Here is a 23,841-nt window from a genome sequence, read left to right on the forward strand (position 1 = left end):
TATCCGTGGTAAAATGATTTTGATCCATAGCGATTCTCCTTTGTGGTTGTGTTTTTGTGCAACTACATTTTACCACAAAGGTTCGCTATGGATTTTTAAGTGTTCAACTTAATTATACAATCCGCCTACTTTTTTAAAATTTTCGGATAAAGAATTGTAAATCCGGACAAAATCCCGTATGATGTAAGAGAAAAAGACAAGATGAAAAGGAGACTGATGGGAATGTATGAATACGAATACCGGACGAAGGGAACTTGTTCCCGCCGGATCACAGTCCGGCTGAACGGCAAAACGATTGAGCAGGTGGCGTTTGAAGGCGGATGCAATGGGAATTTGTCCGGCATTGCAAAACTGGTTCGGGGGATGGATATCGATTTCGTTATCAGCCGGTTCCGGGGGAACCGCTGCGGCAACAGGCCGACTTCCTGCCCGGATCAGCTGGCCGTCGCTCTGCAGGAGGCCTATGAGGCGGAACAGCGGGAAGGGGAAAGCCATGATCTTTGACAGCCACAGCCATACGGAATTCTCAGGGGATTCGGAGATGAAGGCGGCAGACGCGCTGGCGGCAGCCGAATCGCTGGGGCTTGGACTCGTCTTTACGGAGCATTTGGATCTGGCTTATCCGGGGCCGATTTCGTTTACGTTTGATCCCGGGGAATACTGGGAGGCGTATGCGCCGCTGCGCGGCGACAGGCTGCGGCTCGGCGTGGAGATCGGCATGTGGGACAGAACCTGCGAAGGAAGCCGGGCGTTTATCGATATGGCGCCGTTTGATCTCGTGATCGGCTCGGTTCATCTGATCGACGGAAAAGATATCTATTATAAAGAAGCGTATGGCGATGAAGAAAAGGCGTCGTTTTACCGCCGGTATTATCGGCAGATGGCAGAAAATGTGCGGCTCCACTCATTCATCGATGTGATGGGGCATATCGATTACATTGCCCGCTACGCGCCGTATGACAATCCGGAGGTGGATTACGGCACGTTTCAGGAGGAGATCGACGATGTGCTTCAGGCCCTTATCGATACCGATACCGTACTGGAACTCAATACGCGCCGTCTGGGGGAAACGCTGGCGCTGAAAGAGCTGGTGCCGGTATATCGCCGTTATCGGGAGATGGGCGGCCGCTTCCTTACACTGGGGTCTGATGCGCATACGGCGGATGCCGTCGGCATGAATTTTGCCGCCGCGCAGGATTTTGCCGCGGCGCTCGGACTGCAGATCGTGACGTTCCGTCAGCGCAGGATGGAAATTTGCGGGGAATAATTCCTTGTACTGCGCTGCAAAAGCAGATATAATAGAAAGAGATTCTACTTGGATAGGAGGGCGAATGATGAAGCACATCAAGACGGTCAACAAGCCATCCATGCAGGCTACGCTCAAGACGGGCGGCTGCGGCGAGTGTCAGGCTTCCTGCCAGTCCGCTTGCAAGACTTCCTGCACGGTTGGCAATCAGGTCTGCGAAAAATAACCGCCATATCGCGGGGGGCCTTCCCTTTCGGGAGGGCCTTTTTCTATGGAATGCCCATCGAAGTGCATCTCAGCGGCTCGTGCGCGGTCTGCTGGAAGCGGAGAGAACAGGAGTATAAATAGATGAAAGCAAAGATTCATAAATTTGAGCAGAACGGGACTTATATTCTGCTGGATATCAACAGCGGAGCAGTTCATGTCGTCGACCGGATGATCTATGATCTCATGGACACCTTTGACGGCGGCAATGAGGAAGAGGTCGTCAGGATCTGGAGCGGGACTTATGCGGCGGAGGATATCCGGGAAGCGCTGTCCGAGCTTCACGAACTGATGGAGGCCGGAGAGCTTTTTGCGCCGGATATCGATGTGCCGCCGACGTTCCGCCAGACGGGGCTTGTCAAATCGCTGTGCCTCATGGTGGCGCAGGACTGCAATCTGCGCTGCAAATACTGCTTTGGCGACGGCGGAAGTTATGGCCAGAAGCGCGCCGTCATGACGCCGGAGATCGGGCGGAAGGCGGTGGACTATCTCATCAAGGCCAGCGGCCCGCGCAAACATCTGGAGCTGGATTTCTTCGGCGGCGAGCCGCTGATGAACATGAAGACGGTGAAGGCCGTGACGGAATATGTCCGCCGGCGCGAGAAGGAGACGGGCAAGAAGTTCAAGCTCACGATGACGACGAACGGCATGCTGCTGAATGACGAGAACATCCAGTGGCTCAATGACAACGACTTTGCGCTGGTGCTGTCTCTGGACGGACGCCGGGAAGTCCATGACGCCATGCGGCCGGATGCCGGCGGCCATGGCTCCTATGACCGGGTAATCCAAAACTTCCATCGCTGTGTGGACAGCCGCAGGGGCGGAGATTACGATTACCGTGGTGTTTATACGTATCTGCGCGGCACATACACGAAAAAGAACATGGATTTTACCAAAGATGTCCTGTCCATGAACGATGAAGGCTTTGATATCCTGTCGATGGAGCCGGTGGTCATGAAGGACAGTCCGCTGGGCTTTACGGAGGAGGATCTGCCGCGCATCCGCGAGGAGTACGACCGGCTGACGGAGGCTTATATGAAGCGTCACCGCGAGGGAAAGGGATTCTTTTTCTTCCATTTTAACATGGACCTTTCCAACGGGCCGTGCGTGGCAAAGCGCCTGTCCGGCTGCGGCGCCGGACATGAGTATGTGGCGGTGGCCGAAAACGGCGACCTCTATCCGTGCCATCAGTTCGTCGGCCGCGAGGGATACCGGATCGGCCATGTGGATGAAGGCATCACGGATCATGCGCTGTCGCAGTATTTCCGCGAGAGTCATGTGCTGAACAAGCCGAAATGCCGCGACTGCTGGTCCAGATTTTTCTGCTCCGGCGGCTGCCATGCGAATGCGGATCTTTTCCACGGCGACATCCGCCAGCCCTATGAGGTGGGCTGCGAGATCCAGAAGAAGCGGCTGGAATGCGCGATCTATGTTCAGGCTTTGCTGGCGCTGGAAAAAGAGGATGCATAGGCATAAATATTATTTATTGCAGAAGTGGGATGCGACAAGGAAATTGCCTTGTCGCATCCCACTGTTTTTTACCGCAAATTCTATTGCTTTTTTTTGTTTCTGCCTGTATAGATGGCGAAAGAATATTGTTATTTATTTGTAGTGAATATTCAAAAAACAACGAAACCGATTCATGGAATAATTGCTTAAATTTATGATAAAAACATTGACATTTCGCCTTTGCTTATTGTATGATTAGACCTGTAAGAACTGAACTTCTAAAGAATTTAGGGGGTAATTTTCAATGGCAGTAAAAGTTGCTATCAATGGTTTTGGTCGTATCGGCCGTCTTGCATTCCGTCAGATGTTTGATGCGGAAGGTTATGAAGTAGTTGCTATCAACGACCTCACGAAGCCGTCGATGCTCGCTTACCTGCTGAAGTATGATTCTTCTCAGGGCAAGTATGAGTATGCGGACACGGTTTCGGCTGATGATGAGGCTGGCACCATCACGGTCAAAGGCAAGACGATCAAGATCTATGCCGAGAAAGATGCAAAGAACATTCCTTGGGCAAAGCACGATGTAGACGTTGTTCTCGAGTGCACGGGCTTCTATACGTCCAAAGAAAAGGCTTCTGCACATCTGGAAGCTGGCGCTAAGAAAGTCGTCATCTCCGCTCCGGCTGGCAACGACCTCCCGACGATCGTATTCAACACGAACCACAAGACGATCCCGGCTGGCACGAAAGTTATCTCCGCTGCTTCCTGCACGACGAACTGCCTCGCTCCGATGGCGGACGCACTCAACAAGTTCGCTCCGATCCAGAGCGGCATCATGCAGACGATTCATGCGTTCACGGGCGACCAGATGGTTCTCGATGGCCCGCAGCGCAAAGGCAACCTGCGCCGCAGCCGCGCTGCTTCCGAGAACATCGTTCCGGCTTCCTCCGGTGCAGCTAAGGCAATCGGCCTTGTTCTGCCGGATCTGAACGGCAAGCTCATCGGCGCAGCACAGCGCGTTCCGACCCCGACCGGCTCCACGACGCTGCTCTATGCTGTTGTCAAGGGCGAAGTTACGGTTGAGGGCATCAATGCCGCTATGAAGGCTGCTCAGACGGAGTCTTTCGGCTACAACGAAGACGAGATCGTTTCCAAGGATATCGTCGGCATGCGTTACGGCTCCCTGTTCGATGCTACGCAGACGATGGTTTCCCATACGGGCGACGGCAACTCCCTCGTACAGGTTGTTTCCTGGTATGACAACGAGAACAGCTACACGAGCCAGATGGTTCGTACGATCAAATACTTCGCTGAGGAAGTAAAATAATTCGCGCTTAGCTGAATAACACGAAGATCTTTTGAGGTCCGGCCTAAAGTTTGGGCCGGACCTTTCTTCATGCCGTAATTTTTGGAGGTTGAGAAAATGGATAAGAAAACCATCAAAGACGTTGACGTAAAGGGCAAGAAGGTTTTTGTCCGCGTCGACTACAATGTCCCGTTTGACGAGCATCAGAACATTACGAACGATACGCGCATGGTGCGCACGCTGCCGACGATCAACTACCTGCTGGATCATGGCGCGGCGGTCATCCTCGCCTGCCATATCGGCCGTCCGACGGAGGCCCGCGAGCCGCAGTTCTCTACGAAGCATCTCGTGAAGCATCTTTCCGAGCTGCTGAACAAAGACGTAAAATGGGCTTCGGACTGCGTAGGCCCGGAGGCGGAAAAGCTGGCCGCGGATCTCAAGCCGGGTGAAGTCCTCCTGCTGGAGAACCTCCGCTACCACAAGGCAGAGAAGAAGAACGATCCGGAATTTGCCAAGCAGCTTGCTTCGCTGGCTGACCTTGCCGTGGACGATGCGTTCGGTGTTTCCCATCGCGCTCATGCTTCCAATGCCGGCGTTCCGAAATATATTGAATGCGTTGCCGGATTCCTGATGGAAAAGGAAATCAACTACATCGGCAAGACGCTGGAAGCCCCGCAGCATCCGTTCGTCGCCATCATCGGCGGCGCCAAGGTTTCGGATAAGATCGGCGTGATCACGAACCTGCTGGACAAATGCGATACGATCATCATCGGCGGCGGCATGGCGCACACCTTTGATGCGGCCAAGGGCCTGCCGATCGGCGATTCTCTCTGCGAGCCGGACAAATACGATCTGGCGCGCGACATTCTCAAAAAGGCCGAGGAGAAGGGCGTCAAGGTCGTTCTGCCGCTGGACCTCGCTGTGGCCAACATGTTCCCGCTCGCTGATGCAGAGAAGTGGAAGAAGGAAGGCAAGATGAAGGTCGTCGATGTCGATAAGGTCGAGGACGGCTGGGAAGCTCTGGATTCCGGTGAAAAGACGAGCAAGGCTTATGTCGAGGCGCTCAAGGGTGCCAAGACGGTCATTTGGAACGGGCCGATGGGCGTATTTGAGTGCGATGAGTTCGCCAAAGGTACGCTGGCTGTGGCGAAAGCGGTAGCCGACGCTACGGATGCAGGCGCCATTTCCATCGTCGGCGGCGGTGATTCCGTTGCGGCGCTCAAGAAAACGGGCCTGACGGATAAGATCTCCCATGTTTCCACCGGCGGCGGCGCTACGCTGGAATTCCTTGAAGGCAAGGAAATGCCGGGCATTGCGGCGATTGCAGACAAATAAAAGCGATGGTAGCCTTCCGGCCCCCGAAAGGCTGCAGGATGAAGGTGTATACCTCAACAGGTGTTTTACGATAGGGAGGATTTTACAGAATGGCTAGAACTCCGATTATTGCCGGCAACTGGAAGATGAACAATACGATCAAAGAGGGCGTTGAGCTGGTCAAGGCTCTGGCTCCGCTGGTCAAGGATGCGAAGGCAGACGTTGTGGTATGCCCGACGGCTACGGCGCTGTCCTCCGTTGCAGAGGCGGTCAAGGGAACGAATATCCATGTCGGCGCACAGAATGTGCATTGGGAAGACCACGGCGCATTCACGGGCGAGATTTCGACGGGTATGCTGAACGAGATCGGCGTCGACTACTGTGTCCTTGGGCACAGCGAGCGCCGCGGTTATTTCGGCGAGACGGATGAAGGCGTCAACAAGCGCGCCCATGCAGCGTTTGCCGCCGGCATCACGCCGATCATCTGCTGCGGCGAGCCGCTGGAGATTCGCGAGCGCGGCTCGTATCTTGAGATGGTCGCTTTTCAGGTGCTCGAAGCTCTGGCCGGCTTCAAGCCGGAAGAGGTCGGCAAGCTCGTCATCGCCTATGAGCCGATCTGGGCGATCGGCACGGGCAAGACGGCTTCCTTTGAACAGGCGGAAGAGGTCTGCGCGCATATCCGTCAGACCGTGGAAGGCAAATTCGGCAAGGACGCTGCCGATGCCATCCGCATCCAGTACGGCGGCAGCGTGAAGCCGGCTACGATCAAAGATCTCATGAAGCAGCCGAATGTCGATGGTGCTCTCGTCGGCGGCGCTTCGCTGAAAGCCAAGGACTTCAGCGAGATCGTCAATTACTGATTCGCAGAAGGAGCAATATCTTATTATGGCAACACTCAAAAATGCGCCGGTCGCGCTCATCATCATGGATGGCTGCGGACTGGGCGATCAAAGCGATAAGAACAATGCCGTGCAGGTCGCCAAAACTCCGGTGCTCGATGGCCTTTTGGCAAAGTACAAGAACAGTCAGCTGCAGGCTTCGGGCGAATACGTCGGTCTGCCGGACGGGCAGATGGGCAACTCCGAGGTCGGCCATACCAACATCGGCGCCGGCCGCGTCATCTATCAGCAGCTGACGCGCATCACGCGCGATATCAAAAACGGCGATTTCTTCAAGAATGAGGCGCTGCTCGATATCGTCCGCGGCGTGAAGGAAAAAGGCGGCGCGCTTCACCTGCTCGGACTGGTTTCTCCGGGCGGCGTTCACAGCCATCAGGGTCATCTGTATGCGCTTCTTGAGCTGGCTAAGCGGAACGATATTCAGGAAGTGTATGTTCACGCCTTCCTGGACGGCCGCGATGTACCTCCTCAGAGCGCCGGTCCGTTTCTCAAGGAGCTTGAGGAGAAATGTCAGGAGATCGGCGTCGGCACGATTGCGACGATCAGCGGCCGCTATTATGCGATGGACCGCGACCACAACTGGGACCGTGAGCAGAAGGCCTATGAGGCGATTGCTCATGCCGAAGGCGTCAGTGCGGATTCGCCGGAAGAGGGGCTTAATGCCAGCTATGAGAACGGGGCAAACGATGAATTCGTTGTGCCGTGCGTGATCAAGGGCTATAACGGCATGAAAAACGGCGACGGAGCGATTTTCTTCAACTTCCGTCCGGACCGTGCCCGCCAGCTCACCCATGCTTTTGTGGATACGGCCTTCGACGGATTCGAGCGCGACGAAGCGCTCAAGGTTCCGTTCGCTACGTTCTCCCAGTACGAGGACGGCATGAATGCCAAAGTCGCGTTCCCGCCGGAATTCATCAGTCATACGCTGGGCGAGATCATTCAGGACAAGGGCCTGACGCAGCTGCGCATCGCCGAGACGGAGAAATATGCGCATGTCACGTTCTTCTTCAACGGCGGCGTTGAGGAGCCGTACAAGGGCGAGGATCGCATCCTTGTCCCGTCGCCGAAAGTCGCGACTTATGACCTGCAGCCGGAAATGAGTGCGATCGAAGTGACGGACAAGGTCGTAGACGCCATCAAATCCCGGAAATACGACTTCATCATTCTCAACTATGCGAACTGCGATATGGTCGGACATACGGGTGTGTTCCCTGCGGTCGTCAAGGCTGTGGAAACTGTCGATACCTGCGTGGGCCGGTTTGTCGATGCCATCCGCGAGGTCGGCGGCGAGGTCTGCATTACTGCGGATCATGGCAACGCCGATAAGATGATGGACTATGAGAACAACCAGCCGTTCACGAAGCACACGACGAATCCGGTTCCGTTCATCGTCGTCTCCGACCGGGTTAAATCGGTCGCGGACGGAGCGCTCTGCGATATTGCGCCGACGCTTTTGACGCTGGCAGGCATTGAGATTCCGTCGGAAATGACGGGAAAAAATCTCGTCGAACTGTAATGTGATTGGTAAACCAGAGGCGGTTTATGCGTCTCAGTATTATATTTTAGAAAAGAGAGGAATACGAACAATGATTGCTTATTCACAGAAAGTGGAAGACATGGCATGTGTAGCGCAGGAAGTACACCATGGCGCTGCTCCGATTCCTGAAGAAGGCAAATGGGTCAAATCCAAGAATGTTCAGGACATCAGCGGTCTGACGCATGGTGTCGGCTGGTGCGCTCCGCAGCAGGGCGCCTGCAAGCTGACGCTCAACGTCAAGGACGGCATCATTCAGGAAGCGCTCGTCGAGACGATCGGCTGCTCCGGCATGACGCATTCCGCTGCTATGGCGGCTGAGATTCTGCCGGGCCTGACGGTTCTTGAAGCGCTGAACACGGACCTCGTCTGCGATGCGATCAACACGGCGATGCGCGAGCTCTTCCTTCAGATCGCTTATGGCCGCAGCCAGACGGCGTTCTCCGATGACGGTCTGCCGGTCGGCGCCGGTCTTGACGACCTCGGCAAGGGCCTGCGCAGTCAGGTCGGCACGCTCTATGGTACGCTCAAGAAAGGCCCGCGTTACCTCGAACTCGCAGAAGGCTATGTTACGAAACTCGCGCTCGACAAAGAAGGCCGCATCATCGGCTATGAAGTCGTTCAGGTCGGCAAAGTCCTTGAGGCAGTCCGTCAGGGCAAAGACGCCAACGAAGCGATTAAGGCGAATACGAGCACGAAAGGCCGCTTCGCTGACGGCGTGAAGTTCATCGATCCGCGCGAAGAGTAAGATGTCTCTTACGAGTTATTGGGAACCAAATCGAAAGGAATGAATAGAATGTCATTATTCGAAGGCTATGAGCGCCGCATTGACAAAATCAACGAAGTCTGCAAACAGTATGGAATTGCCTCCATCGAGGATGCCAAGAAGATCTGCGCTGACAAGGGCATTAACCCGTATCAGATCGTAGAAGATCTCCAGCCGATCGCTTTTGAAAACGCAAAATGGGCTTATACGCTCGGCGCCGCCATCGCCATCAAGAAGAACGTCACGACGGCTGTGGAAGCGGCCAAGGCTATCGGCGAAGGCCTGCAGGCCTTCTGCGTACCGGGCTCTGTCGCAGACCACCGCAAAGTCGGCCTCGGCCACGGCAATCTCGGCGCGATGCTTCTGTCGGAAGAAGCAGGCTGCTTCTGCTTCCTCGCCGGCCACGAGTCCTTCGCGGCTGCTGAGGGCGCCATCGGTATCGCCAAGACGGCGAACAAGGTTCGCAAGAACAAGCTGCGCGTCATCCTCAACGGCCTCGGCAAAGATGCAGCGCAGATCATCAGCCGCATCAACGGCTTCACCTATGTCGTGACGGACTACGACTACAAGACCAATAAGGTCAACGTCGTTGACACGATCGTTTACGGCAGCGATCCGGAGCGTTCTCAGGTCAAGTGCTACGGTGCTGACTCCGTACAGGAAGGCGTTGCCATCATGCATATGGAAGATGTCGATATCTCCATCACGGGCAACTCCACGAACCCGACGCGCTTCCAGCATCCGGTTGCCGGCTGCTACAAGAAGGAGTGCATCGAGAAGGGCAAGAAGTATTTCTCGGTTGCTTCCGGCGGCGGCACGGGCCGTACGCTCCATCCGGACAACATGGCCGCAGGCCCTGCTTCCTACGGCATGACGGATACGATGGGCCGCATGCACAGCGATGCCCAGTTCGCAGGCTCCTCCTCCGTACCGGCACACGTCGACATGATGGGCCTCATCGGCGCCGGCAACAACCCGATGGTCGGCATGACGGTCGCTGTCGCGGTTGCCGTGCAGGAAGCCATGAACAAATAAATGATTGCTGACAGACGATGACCGGCCAAGCGCTGTCATCGGGCAGAAAAACCGCAGTCCTATCGGGCTGCGGTTTTTTGTATATAGAAAACCCTGGTTAGACCAGGGGTTCGATAAAGCTTTAGCGATGAGTCTTTAAAGGATTTAATAAACCTCCCTTGAAGTATGAAGTTGCGGTCCGTCAACTGCAACCAATACGACAAAGGAGGTATATCGTAATGAAAGATCACGATGTACATAGTTTATCACATACAAAATGGGAGTGTAAATATCATATTAACCAACAGTAAACATTTCATTCATATTATTAACTATATATAAGCTCTTCTGGATAAAAGAAGCATCTAAAAACTTATAAAGGAAAATCTTTGATAATATTATCGCTTGGTTATTAACAACCCTCAAAAAATATTTTGGTTATTAATAACCGCTTGACAAACAGAGGAATATCGTTTATTATAAAACCATCGAAAACGAAGTACACAAGATCTCGAAGGGAGAAGATACATATGTTACATGATGAACTCAATACTTTGTATACCACCAATTGGCATAAGACAGCCTCTATTGGGATTGATATGCTACGTGAAATCGGATATAGCTCCTATCATTATACAAAACTGTTAACGGCATTAGCTGCTTTAGCATACAAGACCAGGAGTACAGATTTATCTACTCAAATTGAATTACAAAAACATATAGACAAATCAATTACAGATTTCGCTACCAAAGGATTTCTTCTTGGTTTTGTACAAGAACACTGGGATATGATCCTGAAATATTCTAACAGTGCCAATATGAAAGAACTGAAAGCAGTGGCGTTATTCTTTAGTAACGGTAAGGGGGGCATTTTCCCTACCCCGGATTGTTTAAGCCTTTTAGCTGGTCATCTTCTTGATATAACCTTATCAGATAACGTACTAGACTTATGCTCCGGAGATGCCAATGCTTCCATCAATCTGCTAAGGACTACAGAGAGTAGTGCTATCACCGATGTAGAAATATCAACAGATTGTATAATCGTCAGCAATATTCGCTCCTGGCTCTTAGATAACCCTATTAATATCAAGCAGGAAAATGTCTTGACGATGGAGCATGATTATTTCAAGGCTGACAAGGTCTTTATTCATGCCCCCTTCGGGTATAGATCTGAATTTGATTTTTCCAATAGTCAATATTCAATGCTGCTAAACTCAATACCACGCGTTGATAGAGGGGATTGGGGATTCATTTTCTCTGCTATCCTGTGTCAGAATGATCCTGGTCGGACTGTTGCCGTTACATCAGCTGCTCCTTTATTCCGTGATAATCGTGGTGTACAAGCAGTTCGCGAAATGCTTGTGAAGAGTGGGAAACTAGAAGCTGTTATCACCTTACCGTCCGGCCTGTATATGCCGTATACCAACGTACAAACACATCTTCTAGTCTTCAGCAACGACAATACTGCAGTTCGCATGATAGACGCTTCTGCGTTAGGCACCCAAAGCATGCGAGTAACCACACTATCCGAGAACGACGTTGATTCTATCTGTCAAGCAATGGAAGAAGATTCCGATAACAGCAAGCTGATTTCACATAAGCAACTTGAGGCTAACCAGTTCAATCTGATTCCAGCAAGTTATTTGCATGATATTTCCGCTACAATCAAAAATGGTGTTCCATTGGGCAAACTTGCACTATCTATCCAGCGTGGAAGTACGCTGCCTTCAAAAGAATTACAAGCCCTGGTCAGTGATGCGCCTACACCATACCAGTATTTAATGCTTCAGAATATCCAAGATAACCGTGTTCAGAAGGATCTTCCCTTCTTGAAAGAGATTGATGCCAAAAACGAAAAATTCACGGTATCTACCGGAGATTTATTGATTTCACGTATGCCTCCGTTCAAGATTGCTGTTATGCCCGATATGGGTAAACAGAAGGTCTTGGCTAATGGCAATCTATTCTATCTGCGTCTTGATTCCGAAAAGATTCACCCGGTTTATGCCATGTTATTCCTGAATAGCAATAAGGGAATTGAAATGTTGAATGCTTTCGCGCAAGGGGCAGCATTGGTTAGCATTTCGAGAAAGTCGTTGGAGCAAGTCATGATTCCGATGATTCCGATGAAAGAACAGTTAGAGCTTGTCGAGAAATACGAATCTCTTATTTCCGAATTGACCACAATCGAGAAGCAAGCCGCGTTAGTTCGTAACCGCATTGCTAGTCTGATGGGAGGTGAAGACTGATGGCTATTTCAGAGGAGAGCTTTCAGGATCTTGTGGCTGCAGTAAATACTGAGATATTCCAACATTTACAGCGCGCATGGAAAGACCAAAAGTTAGCTTCTTATCTAAATAGCATTGGTCTTGGCCATTTAACACCACAAGAAGCAGCTACCTATTGGGAAGATAGCTGCAAGGATGGTAAAATATTAATTATTGGTGCTCCGAGCATCAAGGAACGTGAAATTCTGGCAACGTTGAAAAGTGAGCATATAGCCAAGGATCGTATTGAAATCCATCTTGGCTACGATGAGCTGAAAAATTTTCCATACCAGAAGTTGAGATACAATAATAAATATCGGCTGGTGCTCGTGGGAGCGATGCCTCATTCGACTAATGGAAAGGGAGACTTCTCCAGCGCCATCGCCAATATGGAACAGTCAGATGGATTCCCCAAGATTATCCGCCTTTGCAGTAATGAGCAGTTAAAAATCACAAAGACAAATCTTCGGCAGGCAATTCATAAAGAAATTGAAAGTGGCTATCTGGCAGCCTGAAGGCTGTCAGCAGGAAGGATGAATATATATGGCAGAAAATAGCAATGAGATGATTTCACAGGTCGGGAAGAATATACAGGAAAAAGCAGCACTGGTATGGTCGGTAGCTGATGACCTCGTTGGTGCTTTCAAACCGCACGAATATGGCTTAGTAATCCTGCCGATGGCGGTCATCAAGCGATTCCATGACTGCCTGCTGCCGACACAGGAGAAGGTGCTGGAAACTTATGCCAAAGTCAAGGAACTGGCTGTTAAGGATGGCTTTTTGAAGAAGGCTTCCGGTTATCAGTTCTATAATACTAGCAAATTCACGTTCAAGACACTGGTTGCTGACCCAGAAAATATCGAAGACAATTTCAAAGCCTATCTGAACGGCTTTTCGGACAATGTGCAGGATATCCTTGCCCGCATGGATTTTCCGGCACAGATCAATCGTATGGTGGAAGGTGGCTTGCTTTATCAGGTCATCTCGGACTTCAATTCCGATAAAGCCGATTTCTCCCCCGAAAATGTGGCTGCCGTCGATATGGGCTACATTTTCGAGAATCTCGTTCAGCGCTTTTCCGAGTCCTACAATGAAGAAGCCGGAGCGCATTTCACCAGCCGCGACATCATCTATCTGATGTGTGACCTGCTGGTGGCTGGCGATAAGAATGCCTTTGAAGAGGATGGTATCTCCAAGACCGTCTACGATATGACCATGGGCACCAGTCAGATGCTTACCTGTATGGAAGAACGTTTGAAAGCGTTGGATGCAGATGCCGACATCAACGTGTTTGGACAGGAGTTCAATCCCTTCACCTTCGGTATTGCCAAAGCCGATATGCTGATTCGTGGCGGCGATCCCGATAATATGCAGTTCGGTGATACCCTCTCTGATGATAAATTCACGGGCTATGAGTTTGACTATATCATCTCGAATCCCCCTTTCGGCATTCCTTGGAAGCGCGAGGAGAAGGAAGTTACTGCGGAGCATAAGAAGGGCGCTAATGGACGATTCGCCCCAGGGCTGCCATCAAAATCGGATGGTCAGATGCTCTTTATGCTAAACGGTGTAGCCAAACTGAAAGACACCGGGCGCATGGCTATCATTCAGAATGGTTCGTCGCTGTTCACGGGTGACGCTGGCTCTGGTCAGTCCGAAATCCGCCGTTATCTCATTGAAAATGACTGGCTGGATGCCATTGTACAGCTGCCGAATGATTCGTTCTATAACACGGGTATTGCCACTTATGTATGGATTGTTACCAAGGACAAGCCCGAGGAACGCGCTGGCAAAGTACAGCTCATCGATGCCAGCCAGTGCTACACCAGCCGCCGCAAGAACATCGGCAACAAGCGGGTGGATATAACAGGTGCCTGCCGTGACCTTATCGTCAAGCTTTATGGGGATTACACGGACGGCAACTTCAAGGACACGGACGAGAACGGCAACGAGATTACTGTCAAAAGCAAAGTGCTGGACGCCGTAACCCTTGGCTACAACAAGATTACGGTGGAATCCCCGGAACTGGATGAAAACGGCGACAAGGTTCTCAAGAAGAACAAGCCCGTGGCTGACACCAAGAAACGCGATACGGAAAACGTCCCCTTGGATGAAGATATCGATGCTTACTTTGAACGCGAGGTTCTGCCCTATAATCCAGATGCGTGGATTGATAAGAAAAAGACCAAGGTGGGCTATGAGATTCCCTTTACCCGGACTTTCTATGAATACAAGCAAATTGAGCCTGCTGATGTTATTGCTAAGCGCATTGAAGAGCACGAAAAGAGTTTGATGGCTAAACTCCATGAACTGTTTGGGGAGGAAGCATAATGAAGGCTATAATGCGTGATGAACAGGAAATGAAGTATAGTGGGGTAGAATATCTTGGCTTTATCCCAAATGATTGGAAGGTAGCAAGTGCAAAATATTTTGTAAAAATATCTAATGGTTCTGACCCTAAATCTGAAGGTGATATTCCGGTTTATGGAAGCGGAAAAAAAAGCTTTCGAACCTGTGGCGAATATAAAGAGGGTCCTGCTGTTTTACTTGGTCGTAAGGGAACAATAGATATTCCACAATATATAGATGGTCGCTATTGGAATGTTGATACAGCATTTGATGTTAAGAATAAATCTGGCTATTCATTAAGATACTATTATTATCTTTCAACATGTTTTGACTATAAACGATATTCAACACAAACAGCCTTACCTAGTATGACACAATCTAACTATACTGATATGCGAATTACATTACCTATTTATTTTGAACAACAACATATCTCCAACTATCTTGATGACCGTTGTTCCAAGATAGATGCTATCATTGCTGAAGCTAAAGCCAGTATTGAGGAATACAAGGAACTGAAACAGGCGGTTATCTATGAAGCTGTTACTAAGGGCTTGGATAAGACTGTTGAGATGAAGCATTATAATGACTGGTTCGATAAGTGTCCCTCAAACTGGGAATATAAGCAAATTAGATATCTCTATGAATTGCGTGATGAACGAAACTTTAAACCTTTAAGCGAAGTAAATCTTATTTCCCTCTACACAGACCAAGGTGTAATACAACACGCAGATATTGAAAAAACATCTGGCAATAAGGCTATTACTGCCGACGGCTATAAGAAAGTATATCCCGAAGATATAGTTGTAAATATTATCCTTTGTTGGATGGGGGCTATGGGGCGTTCTGAATATCAAGGGGTTACCAGCCCCGCATATGATGTTTATAAGCCCATTGGGGGTTCAAAAGTTTGTTCAAGATACTACCATTATCTGTTTAGAACAGACCGATTTTCAAAGAAATGCTATACTGTTGGGCGAGGGATAATGATGATGCGTTGGAGAACATACAGTTCTCAGTTTCGAGCTATAAAAGTTCCTGTTCCACCATACAATGAACAGATAGAAATTGCCAATTATTTAGATAAAAGAATATCTCATATGGAAGAACTTATTAACGCAAAGCAATCTCTTATCGAAGACCTAGAAGCCTACAAAAAGTCCCTTATCTACGAAGTAGTTACCGGCAAGCGGAAGGTGGTGGCGTGATGGGCAGGGCTAATATCCGCAACAGCACGGTGGATTTTCTGGTATTTACCAAGGACAGCGGCGTAGGTTCCATCGAGGTGCGCGTACAGGATGGTGATGTATGGCTGACACAGAAGGCCATGGGAGAGTTGTTTGACATTGACCGCAGTGTTGTTGCCAAGCACTTGAAGAAAATCTATATGGATGGGGAACAGGATGAGAGTTCAACTTGTGCAAAATTTGCACAAGTTGCCGATAATGGCAAAACCTATCAGTATAAGTTCTACTCTTTGTCAGCCATTATCGCCGTTGGCTACAAGGTAAACTCCCAGCGGGCTATCCAATTCCGCCAGTGGGCTACCAAGGTGCTGGACACCTTTGCCAAGCGGGGATATGTGTTGGACAAGAACCGTCTTATCAATGGCCAGATTTTTGACGAAGACTATTTTGACCACCTGATTTCCGAGATTCAGGAGATTCGCGCCAGTGAGCGGCGATTCTATCAAAAAATCACGGACATCTACGCCACGGCGGTGGACTATACGCTGGACAGCAAGACAACCAAGGATTTTTTTGCTACCGTGCAGAATAAGATGCACTATGCCGTTCACGGCAGTACAGCGGCAGAGCTTATCATGGACAGAGCCAACCACAAGAAGGAACACATGGGGCTGACCTCGTGGAAAAATGCCCCAGATGGAAAAATCGTCAAGGCCGACGTGTCAGTCGCCAAGAATTACCTGGCTAAAGAAGAAATGCAAGAGCTTAACGAGATTGTCACCATGTATCTGGACTACGCCACCCGTCAGGCCCGCCGCCATATCCCCATGACCATGGCTGACTGGGCCAGTAAATTGGACGCTTTCCTGCAATTCAATGATGCAGAAATTCTCCATGACAAAGGTAAAGTGTCTGCAGCTATCGCCAAGGCCTTTGCGGAAAGCGAGTTTGAGCAATACCGGATTTTGCAGGATAAACACTACGTCAGCGATTTTGACAGACTGATGCAGGAAGCGGACAATTAAAATGGGCACAAGCTTTGCCTGAATTTAATTGTCCCACAACTTGTGGGACAATTGGACAAAACAGCGATAATTTATTTGTGAAAAGGACAACATGAAAAAACAGGTTAAGTAGGTGATTTCATTGGCAGAGAATGAGAAACAGTTTGAAGCAAATATAGAAGAATACCTGATAAGCCCAGCAGGCGGCTATGAGCCAGCAGATGATTCTGGCTATCGGAATTCTATTGATATGGCTTTGGACATTGAGACACTGGTAAAATTTGTCAAAAAAACGCAGCCGATTATGTGGCAGCGTTTCGAACGTCAGTGCAATTCTGACCCATTGCGCAAGTTCTACAAATGCTTTGAAGATGCTGTATCTGAGGATGGACTTGTCTCCGTTCTCCGCCATGGCTTCCGCCACCGTGGCATGGATTTCAAGGTATGCTATTTCAAGCCGGAATCCACCCTCAATGAGCAGGCAGTCAAGCATTATCAGCAGAACATTTGCCAATGCATCCGTCAGTGGCATTATACGGACAAAAACAAGAACAGCGTGGATATGATGCTGGCAGTCAATGGCATCCCCGTAATTGCCATCGAACTGAAAAACCAGTTGACGGGACAGAGCATCGACAATGGTATGGCGCAATGGATGTATGACCGGGACTCCCGAGAACCGGCATTCCGTTTGAATCACCGCATTCTGGCGTTCTTTGCGGTTGATCTTTATGAAGCCGCGATGACTACAACCTTGAATGGTGATAAGACATTCTTCCTGCCATTCAATCAAGGCAGTAATGGACCCGGTGCAGATGGAGGAAAGGGGAATCCTCAGACTTCGGACAATGATTATGTCACAGCCTACCTTTGGAAGAGAGTCCTGCAGAAAGATAGTATGCTCGATATCCTGCAGAAATTCGTAAGCTATCAGGTTACGCTGGAGAAGACCAAGAAGAATGGAAAAATGACGAGCGTCACGAAGAAGAAGCTCATCTTCCCGCGATTCCATCAGCTGGACGTTGTTCGCAAGCTGATTTTCGATGTCCGTGAGTATGGTTCTGGACGCAATTATCTGGTTCAGCATTCCGCAGGCTCAGGAAAATCGAATTCCATTGCTTGGACAGCCTATCGCCTGGCATCGCTCCATAATGCAGATAATGAACCAATCTTTACTTCCGTTGTCATCGTAACTGACCGCCGTAACCTTGACGCGCAACTGCAGGATACCGTCACTGGCTTTGATCATACCCTTGGCAGCGTGGAAACCATCGGTGAGAAAAAGACTTCCCAAGATTTAAAACGCGCCATCAATGCCGGCAAGCGCATCATCGTCACGACACTGCAGAAATTCCCAGTCATCTATGAAGAAGTCAACGACATGACAGGCAAACGCTTTGCCATCATCGTCGATGAAGCACATTCTTCGCAGACAGGCAACTCTGCCATGAAAATGAAAGCGGCCCTGGCCGATACTTCGGACGCATTGAAAGAATATGCGGAAATAGAAGGCAAGGCAGAAGATGAGATCCTTGACTCTGAAGACCGTATGGTTCGTGAGATGATTGCACATGGTCATCATCAAAACCTCTCTTTCTTTGCCTTTACAGCTACTCCAAAGCAGAAAACGCTGGAAATGTTCGGAACAGAATACATGGACGGCTCATTTCATCCCTTTCATATATATTCCATGCGTCAGGCCATCGAAGAGGGGTTCATCCTCGATGTCCTGCAGAACTATACGACCTACAAGACCTGCTATCAACTGGCTAAAAACGTAGACGATAATCCCGATGTACCTCAATCAAAAGCCCTGAAGATGATCAAGCGGTTCAGCGAGCTGCATCCGTATAATATCCAGCAGAAGTCTGCCATCATCGTCGAAACCTTCCGTGATGTCACGAAGAAAAAACTTAAGGGCAAGGGTAAGATGATGGTCGTTACCGCCTCACGTCTTGCGGCTGTTCGCTACTTCCATGAAATCAAGCGGTATCTTACAACGAATCATTATGATGATGTGGAAATCCTGATAGCCTTCTCCGGCAGCATCAAAGATCCGGATGATCCCAGTGGCAAGGAATATAAGGAAAGCAACATGAACGTGGATGCGGAAGGGAATAACGTATCCGAAGCCCAGACCAAGCAGGTCTTCCACGACGAAGGTAATATACTCATCGTGGCGGAAAAATATCAGACAGGGTTTGATGAGCCACTGCTGCATACGATGATTGTCGATAAGAAGCTGCGCGGCGTAAAAGCAGTTCAGACCTTATCTCGACTGAACCGTTGCCACCCAGATAAGGAAGACACCTTCATTTTGGATTTCGTCAACACGAAGGAAGAAATTCTGGAAGCCTTCCAACCTTTCTATCAGGAGACATATCTGGAACAGGAAATCAATACGGATACCATCTATAAAGTCCAGAAGATGCTCCATGAATATAAGCTCTATGACGAAACAGACATCGAAAATGTCAACAAAATCTATTTTGATGAAAATGCCCGCAAGAACAACAAAACGCAGGCGGCCATTACGAACACGCTGCTACCTGTACAACGCAAGTATAATGACCTGAATCAGGAACAACGCTATCAGTTCCGCAAGATGTGCCGCACATTCGTGAAATGGTACTCCTACATCACTCAGATTACGCGAATGTTCGACAAGTCCTTGCACCAGGAGTATATCTTCTGTTCATATCTGGCCAAGGTTCTACCAAGCGATCCAGAAACCCCTTTTGACCTGAACAACCGCGTGCGCTTGGAATTCTACAACCTTCAAAAAACCTTTGAAGGCTCTATTGAACTGGTAAAGGAAGAAAAAGGCGAGTTTGGCCCTGCTAAGCCCAAGAAACCCGTCAAACATGAAGAAACCCTAAGCCCCCTCGAAGAAGTCATCGCCAAAATCAATGAACAGTTCGCAGGACAGTTTGAAGAAGGCGACCGTGTAGTAGCCACTGTCCTATATGAAAAGCTCAAAAATAACAAGAAGCTGCAGAAAGCAGCCAGGAACAACGGGCAGCAGATGTTCATGAACAACGTATTCCCGGGGATTTTTGATGAGACTGCACAAAATGCCTACATCGAAAGCACAGAAACTTTCACCCGAATGTTCCGGGAATCGGAACGCTACCATGCCATCATGAATGCTTTGGCATCCGTCATGTTCAATGAATTTCAGAAATAATGGACACCAAAAAAGGCCGGGTACTCCCTGGCCTTTCGTCAATGCTCATCATTTTTGCGGTTGTCATCGTGCTTGATGCTTCTTATCTCATATAGTAAGCGTATGACGGACCGACAAGCGCTTTTAAGCGCAGCTGGTAAGCAGAGGCCTTATAAGGCCGTAAATATAAAACCCCCGGCTATGCCGGGGGATATTTATTTGGTGCGTCTGTTTTTGCTGAAGATTTTTCTCATGCTGCCTTTTTTGTTTGGCAGCAATCTTTCTTGTTTTTGTGGCAATTTTTTTTGTTTCGGCGTATAATGAGCTATAGAAGTTAGAAATTTCACACTTAATAAAATTCGGGAGGTTTTAGCATGGTTAATCGTATTGTCTTGAACACGATTTCGTATCATGGCAAGGGCGCCATTGAAGAAATCCCAGGAATTGCACAGCGTGAAGGCTTTCATAAGGTCTTCGTCTGTTCCGATCCGGATCTGGTGAAGTTCGGCGTCACCGCGAAGGTTACCGCCCTTTTGGAACAGGCAGGGATCGATTACGCGCTTTACTCGGAAATCAAACCGAATCCGACCATTCAGAACGTACAGGATGGCGTCAAGGCATATCAGGAGGCCGGGGCGGATTCCATCATCGCCATCGGCGGCGGTTCTTCGATGGATACGGCAAAAGCGATTGGCATTATCATCACCAACCCCGAATTTGCTGATGTGCGGTCTTTGGAAGGCGTAGCGCCGACGAAACATCATGCCGTGAAAACCATCGCTGTGCCGACGACAGCCGGTACAGCTGCTGAAGTCACGATCAATTATGTGATTACCGACCCGGAGAAAGTGCGCAAGTTCGTCTGCGTCGACGAGCATGACATTCCGGCTTATGCCGTGATCGATCCCGACATGATGTCCTCGATGCCAAAGGGGCTGACCGCTTCTACCGGCATGGACGCTCTGACGCACGCCATTGAGGGCTATACGACGAAGGGCGCATGGGAAATGACCGACATGATGCACCTTGAAGCCATCCGCCTGATTGCCGAAAACCTGCGTCAGGCCACGGCAAATGATCCGAAGGGGCGCGCCGGTATGGCGCTGGGGCAGTATATCGCCGGCATGGGCTTTTCCAACGTAGGTCTTGGAATCGATCATGCGATGGCGCATACCCTGTCCGCACACTATGATACGCCGCACGGCGTCGCCTGTGCCATGCTGCTGCCGATCTCCATGGAGTTCAATCAGGAATACACTGGAGATCGGCTGCGCGAGGTCGCAAGGGCCATGGGCGTCAAAGGCGTCGATGCGATGAGTCAGGAAGAATATCGTACGGCAGCAATCCGTGCGGTTCGGACCCTTTCCGCCGATGTCGGCATCCCGGCTGTCCTGGATAAAATCAAAGAAGAAGACCTCGATCAGCTGGCCGATGATGCCCTGAAAGACGCCTGCTATCCGGGCAACCCGCGTGAGGCGACGCACGAACAGGTGAAAGATCTGTTCCGCAAGATCATGGCGTGAAATCCGGCGGAGCGTTTTTTCCTCCGGTTCATATCGTAAGTCCTTGTTTGCTTGCAGCATATGCCTGTTTCGGGTACAATAACAATAGGATTTGTTACATTTGTCAATTCAGGGGGTACGATGATGAAAACGATTCATACCAATGATGCGCCGGCTGCGGTCGGACCGTACAGTCAGGCGATTCAGGCGGGAAATACGCTCTATCTGTCGGGGCAGATTGCCATCAATCCGGCGGAGGGAAAGATTGTCGCTGCGACGATTGAGGAACAGGCGGAGCAGTGCTGCCGGAATATCGAGGCGGTATTGGCGGCGGCAGGTACGGATATGAACGCCGTGGTCAAGACGACGTGTTTCCTTGCGGATATTGCCGATTTCAAGGCGTTCAACGAAGTTTACGCCCGGCATTTTGTCAGCAAACCGGCCCGCAGCTGTGTGGCGGTAAAGGATCTGCCGGCGGGGGCGCTCTGTGAGGTGGAGGCGCTGGCTGTTTTGGAATAAGTGAAAAGCGGCATGCGCCTGCAGACCGGAAGACGAATCGATGTTTTCCGGTCTGTTTTTCGTTTCGGCGGAAGGTTTTTCTGCCCCAGGGCGCGAATAAAGCGGATAGAATCGATTGGATCCTGCGGTCCGATGAGAAGAAGAAACGATACTCAGGAAGAAGGGAAAGGGAGTTTTGTGATGCGTACGAAATTGACGAAGCTTTTGGGAATATCTTATCCGGTTTTGCAGGGCGGGATGGCATGGATTTCTGATGCGTCTCTCGCTTCTGCCGTGTCGAATGCGGGCGGTGCGGGGATTATTTCGACGGGAGGACGTACGACGGAGTATACGCGCGCGGAGATTCGGCGCTGCCGTACCCTGACGAATAAGCCCTTTGGCGTAAACGTCATGCTGATGGCGCCGAATAAGGAAGAGATCGTCGAGGTGATCTGCGAGGAGAAGCCGGCGTTTGTCACGCTTGGCGCGGGAAATCCCGTGCCGTATTTCGGGAAATTTCATGCGGCAGGCATTAAGGTGATTCCTGTTGTGCCGAATGTGCGGCTCGCCAAACGTGTTGAAGCCAATGGAGCGGATGCGATCGTCGCTGAGGGGATGGAGGCGGGCGGTCACATCGGTTCGATTGCCACCATGCCGCTGATGACGCAGGTCATCCCCGAGGTCGCGATTCCGGTCGTTATGGCAGGCGGCTTTGCCGATGGACGGGGGCTTGCCGCTGCGCTGATCATGGGGGCGGCCGGCGTGCAGATGGGGACGCGCTTTCTCGTGGCGGAGGAATGTCCGGTTCATGAGAAGGTGAAGCAGTGTCTTCTCGCGGCAACGGATACGGACAGCATCGTCACAGGCGCGACAATCGGCGGCGCGGTACGCGGCCTGCGCAATAAGTTTTCGGAGGAGTTTGTCGCGCTGGAGCTGTCGGGCAAGGCGACGAAGGAGGAACTGCTGCGGAAGGCGACGGGGACGAATAAGCTGGCCGCCGTGGACGGCGATACGGAACATGGCATGATGCAGGCGGGGCAGAGCCTGACGCCGCTGAAGGAAATCGAGCCGGCTGCCGCTATCCTCGGGCGGATTGTCCGCGAGGCCGCAGACCTCCTGACGAACGCGCCGGCCCGTATGCGCTGAGGGTGATGATCGGAAAGACAAATCGTTTTGGCTGGGCTGTGATTCGCGCATCGGGCTCCCGGGGTGATGCGCGAATTTTTGTCCGGCCTTTTCTTTGCGTCGTCCGGGAAGTCTGATATAATAAGAGAATAATTGTAAAGAAAGTGGGTATCATCATGGAAATGCTTGATATGTATACACTTGGTTTTCTGGTGTTTTTCGGATTTATGGCGGCGTTTGTCGATGCGGTAGTCGGCGGAGGCGGTTTGATTTCCATTCCGGCGTTGATGTGGACCGGGCTTCCCCCTGTCACGGTGCTGGGGACGAATAAAGCGGCGGCCGTGATGGGGGCCTTGACGAGTTTTGTGACGTTTGTGAAATCCGGGAAGGTGAACGGCTGGCTGATCCGGCGGCTGTTTCCGCTTTCGCTTATCGGCTCCGGCATCGGTGTGCTGACGGTCCGGCTGGTTCCGTCGGAGATTCTGCGTCCGCTGGTGGTGGTCATGCTGATTGCCGTTCTGATTTACAGCATTGTAAAAAAGGACTGGGGGCGTGAAAACCGCTATGCGGGAATGTCGGGACGGCTGCTGGTGCTGTCTGGACTGACGGCGTTTGCGTTTGGGTTTTATGACGGTTTTTTCGGACCGGGGACGGGGTCGTTTCTCTTGTTTGCTTTTTTGCTGGCCGGGTTTGATTTCCTCGGGGCGGCGGCCAACGCCCGCGCCCTGAATTTCGCCAGCAATATCGCGGCGGCGGTGCTGTTCACGTATTTCGGACTCGTGAACTTTTCTTATGCTGTTCCGATGGGACTGGCCATGATTGCCGGCGCCTGGTGCGGGGCCCGTGTGGCGCTGTCGAAGGGGACGGGCTATGTGCGGCCGCTGTTTATTATCATGACGACGATTCTGATCGGAAAACAGCTGCTGGATCTGTTGAAATGACGGAATGCCG

General features: G+C 50.7%; 20 protein-coding genes. All 20 read left to right on the forward strand.

Features of this window, described 5'->3' with window-relative positions:
* Positions 1-222: 222 nt before the first annotated feature.
* On the forward strand, positions 223-504 hold the full coding sequence (locus FYJ78_RS11620) for a TIGR03905 family TSCPD domain-containing protein (RefSeq protein WP_154621557.1): 282 nt from the start codon (positions 223-225) through the stop codon (positions 502-504).
* A complete protein-coding gene (locus FYJ78_RS11625; RefSeq protein ID WP_328597720.1) occupies positions 464-1,267 on the forward strand; it encodes a histidinol-phosphatase HisJ family protein in 804 nt (267 codons plus the stop codon). The genes FYJ78_RS11620 and FYJ78_RS11625 overlap by 41 nt, the downstream gene beginning before the upstream one ends.
* A gap of 67 nt (positions 1,268-1,334) precedes the next feature.
* Positions 1,335-1,472 (forward strand): six-cysteine ranthipeptide SCIFF, encoded by a 138-nt coding sequence (gene scfA, locus FYJ78_RS11630; RefSeq protein WP_072022752.1) that lies wholly within the window; start codon positions 1,335-1,337, stop codon positions 1,470-1,472.
* A gap of 122 nt (positions 1,473-1,594) precedes the next feature.
* The gene (gene scfB / locus FYJ78_RS11635) at positions 1,595-2,980 is read left to right on the forward strand and encodes a thioether cross-link-forming SCIFF peptide maturase (protein ID WP_154621559.1); all 1,386 of its coding nucleotides are present in this window, start codon (positions 1,595-1,597) and stop codon (positions 2,978-2,980) included.
* Positions 2,981-3,263: 283 nt separating this feature from the next.
* Entirely contained in the window at positions 3,264-4,286 is a 1,023-nt protein-coding gene (gene gap, locus FYJ78_RS11640; protein WP_154621560.1) for a type I glyceraldehyde-3-phosphate dehydrogenase, read from the forward strand.
* Positions 4,287-4,382: 96 nt separating this feature from the next.
* Entirely contained in the window at positions 4,383-5,600 is a 1,218-nt protein-coding gene (locus tag FYJ78_RS11645) for a phosphoglycerate kinase (RefSeq protein WP_154621561.1), read from the forward strand.
* An 89-nt stretch (positions 5,601-5,689) separates the two neighbouring features.
* A complete protein-coding gene (gene tpiA / locus FYJ78_RS11650; protein ID WP_154621562.1) occupies positions 5,690-6,439 on the forward strand; it encodes a triose-phosphate isomerase in 750 nt (249 codons plus the stop codon).
* A gap of 25 nt (positions 6,440-6,464) precedes the next feature.
* The gene (gpmI, locus tag FYJ78_RS11655) at positions 6,465-7,994 is read left to right on the forward strand and encodes a 2,3-bisphosphoglycerate-independent phosphoglycerate mutase (protein ID WP_154621563.1); all 1,530 of its coding nucleotides are present in this window, start codon (positions 6,465-6,467) and stop codon (positions 7,992-7,994) included.
* 70 nt (positions 7,995-8,064) lie between these two features.
* On the forward strand, positions 8,065-8,760 hold the full coding sequence (locus FYJ78_RS11660; protein WP_154621564.1) for an iron-sulfur cluster assembly scaffold protein: 696 nt from the start codon (positions 8,065-8,067) through the stop codon (positions 8,758-8,760).
* 48 nt (positions 8,761-8,808) lie between these two features.
* Complete coding sequence (locus FYJ78_RS11665) at positions 8,809-9,813, forward strand: GGGtGRT protein (RefSeq protein WP_154621565.1); 1,005 nt, start codon at positions 8,809-8,811, stop codon at positions 9,811-9,813.
* Positions 9,814-10,322: 509 nt separating this feature from the next.
* A complete protein-coding gene (locus FYJ78_RS11670) occupies positions 10,323-12,041 on the forward strand; it encodes an N-6 DNA methylase (protein ID WP_154621566.1) in 1,719 nt (572 codons plus the stop codon).
* Positions 12,041-12,574, forward strand: a complete 534-nt coding sequence (locus FYJ78_RS11675; protein ID WP_154621567.1) for a hypothetical protein — start codon at positions 12,041-12,043, stop codon at positions 12,572-12,574. Before FYJ78_RS11670 ends, FYJ78_RS11675 begins: the two co-directional genes overlap by 1 nt.
* 28 nt (positions 12,575-12,602) lie before the next feature.
* On the forward strand, positions 12,603-14,390 hold the full coding sequence (locus tag FYJ78_RS11680) for a type I restriction-modification system subunit M (RefSeq protein ID WP_154621568.1): 1,788 nt from the start codon (positions 12,603-12,605) through the stop codon (positions 14,388-14,390).
* On the forward strand, positions 14,390-15,616 hold the full coding sequence (locus FYJ78_RS11685; protein ID WP_154621569.1) for a restriction endonuclease subunit S: 1,227 nt from the start codon (positions 14,390-14,392) through the stop codon (positions 15,614-15,616). Before FYJ78_RS11680 ends, FYJ78_RS11685 begins: the two co-directional genes overlap by 1 nt.
* The gene (locus FYJ78_RS11690; RefSeq protein WP_154621598.1) at positions 15,616-16,620 is read left to right on the forward strand and encodes a virulence RhuM family protein; all 1,005 of its coding nucleotides are present in this window, start codon (positions 15,616-15,618) and stop codon (positions 16,618-16,620) included. The genes FYJ78_RS11685 and FYJ78_RS11690 overlap by 1 nt, the downstream gene beginning before the upstream one ends.
* Positions 16,621-16,741: 121 nt before the next feature.
* Entirely contained in the window at positions 16,742-19,786 is a 3,045-nt protein-coding gene (locus tag FYJ78_RS11695; protein WP_154621570.1) for a type I restriction endonuclease subunit R, read from the forward strand.
* Between the two features lie 353 nt (positions 19,787-20,139).
* Positions 20,140-21,288 (forward strand): lactaldehyde reductase, encoded by a 1,149-nt coding sequence (fucO, locus tag FYJ78_RS11700; protein ID WP_154621571.1) that lies wholly within the window; start codon positions 20,140-20,142, stop codon positions 21,286-21,288.
* 123 nt (positions 21,289-21,411) lie between these two features.
* Positions 21,412-21,786, forward strand: a complete 375-nt coding sequence (locus FYJ78_RS11705) for a RidA family protein (protein WP_154621599.1) — start codon at positions 21,412-21,414, stop codon at positions 21,784-21,786.
* Between the two features lie 180 nt (positions 21,787-21,966).
* Positions 21,967-22,911: a nitronate monooxygenase gene (locus FYJ78_RS11710; protein WP_154621572.1), complete on the forward strand. Its 945-nt coding sequence runs from the start codon at positions 21,967-21,969 to the stop codon at positions 22,909-22,911.
* Positions 22,912-23,066: 155 nt separating this feature from the next.
* Positions 23,067-23,831: a TSUP family transporter gene (locus tag FYJ78_RS11715; RefSeq protein ID WP_154621573.1), complete on the forward strand. Its 765-nt coding sequence runs from the start codon at positions 23,067-23,069 to the stop codon at positions 23,829-23,831.
* Positions 23,832-23,841 lie beyond the last annotated feature (10 nt).

It is taken from the genome of Wylensekiella montiformis (genome assembly GCF_009697385.1).
GTDB classification, from domain to species: Bacteria; Bacillota; Negativicutes; order Selenomonadales; family Selenomonadaceae; genus Selenomonas_A; species Selenomonas_A montiformis.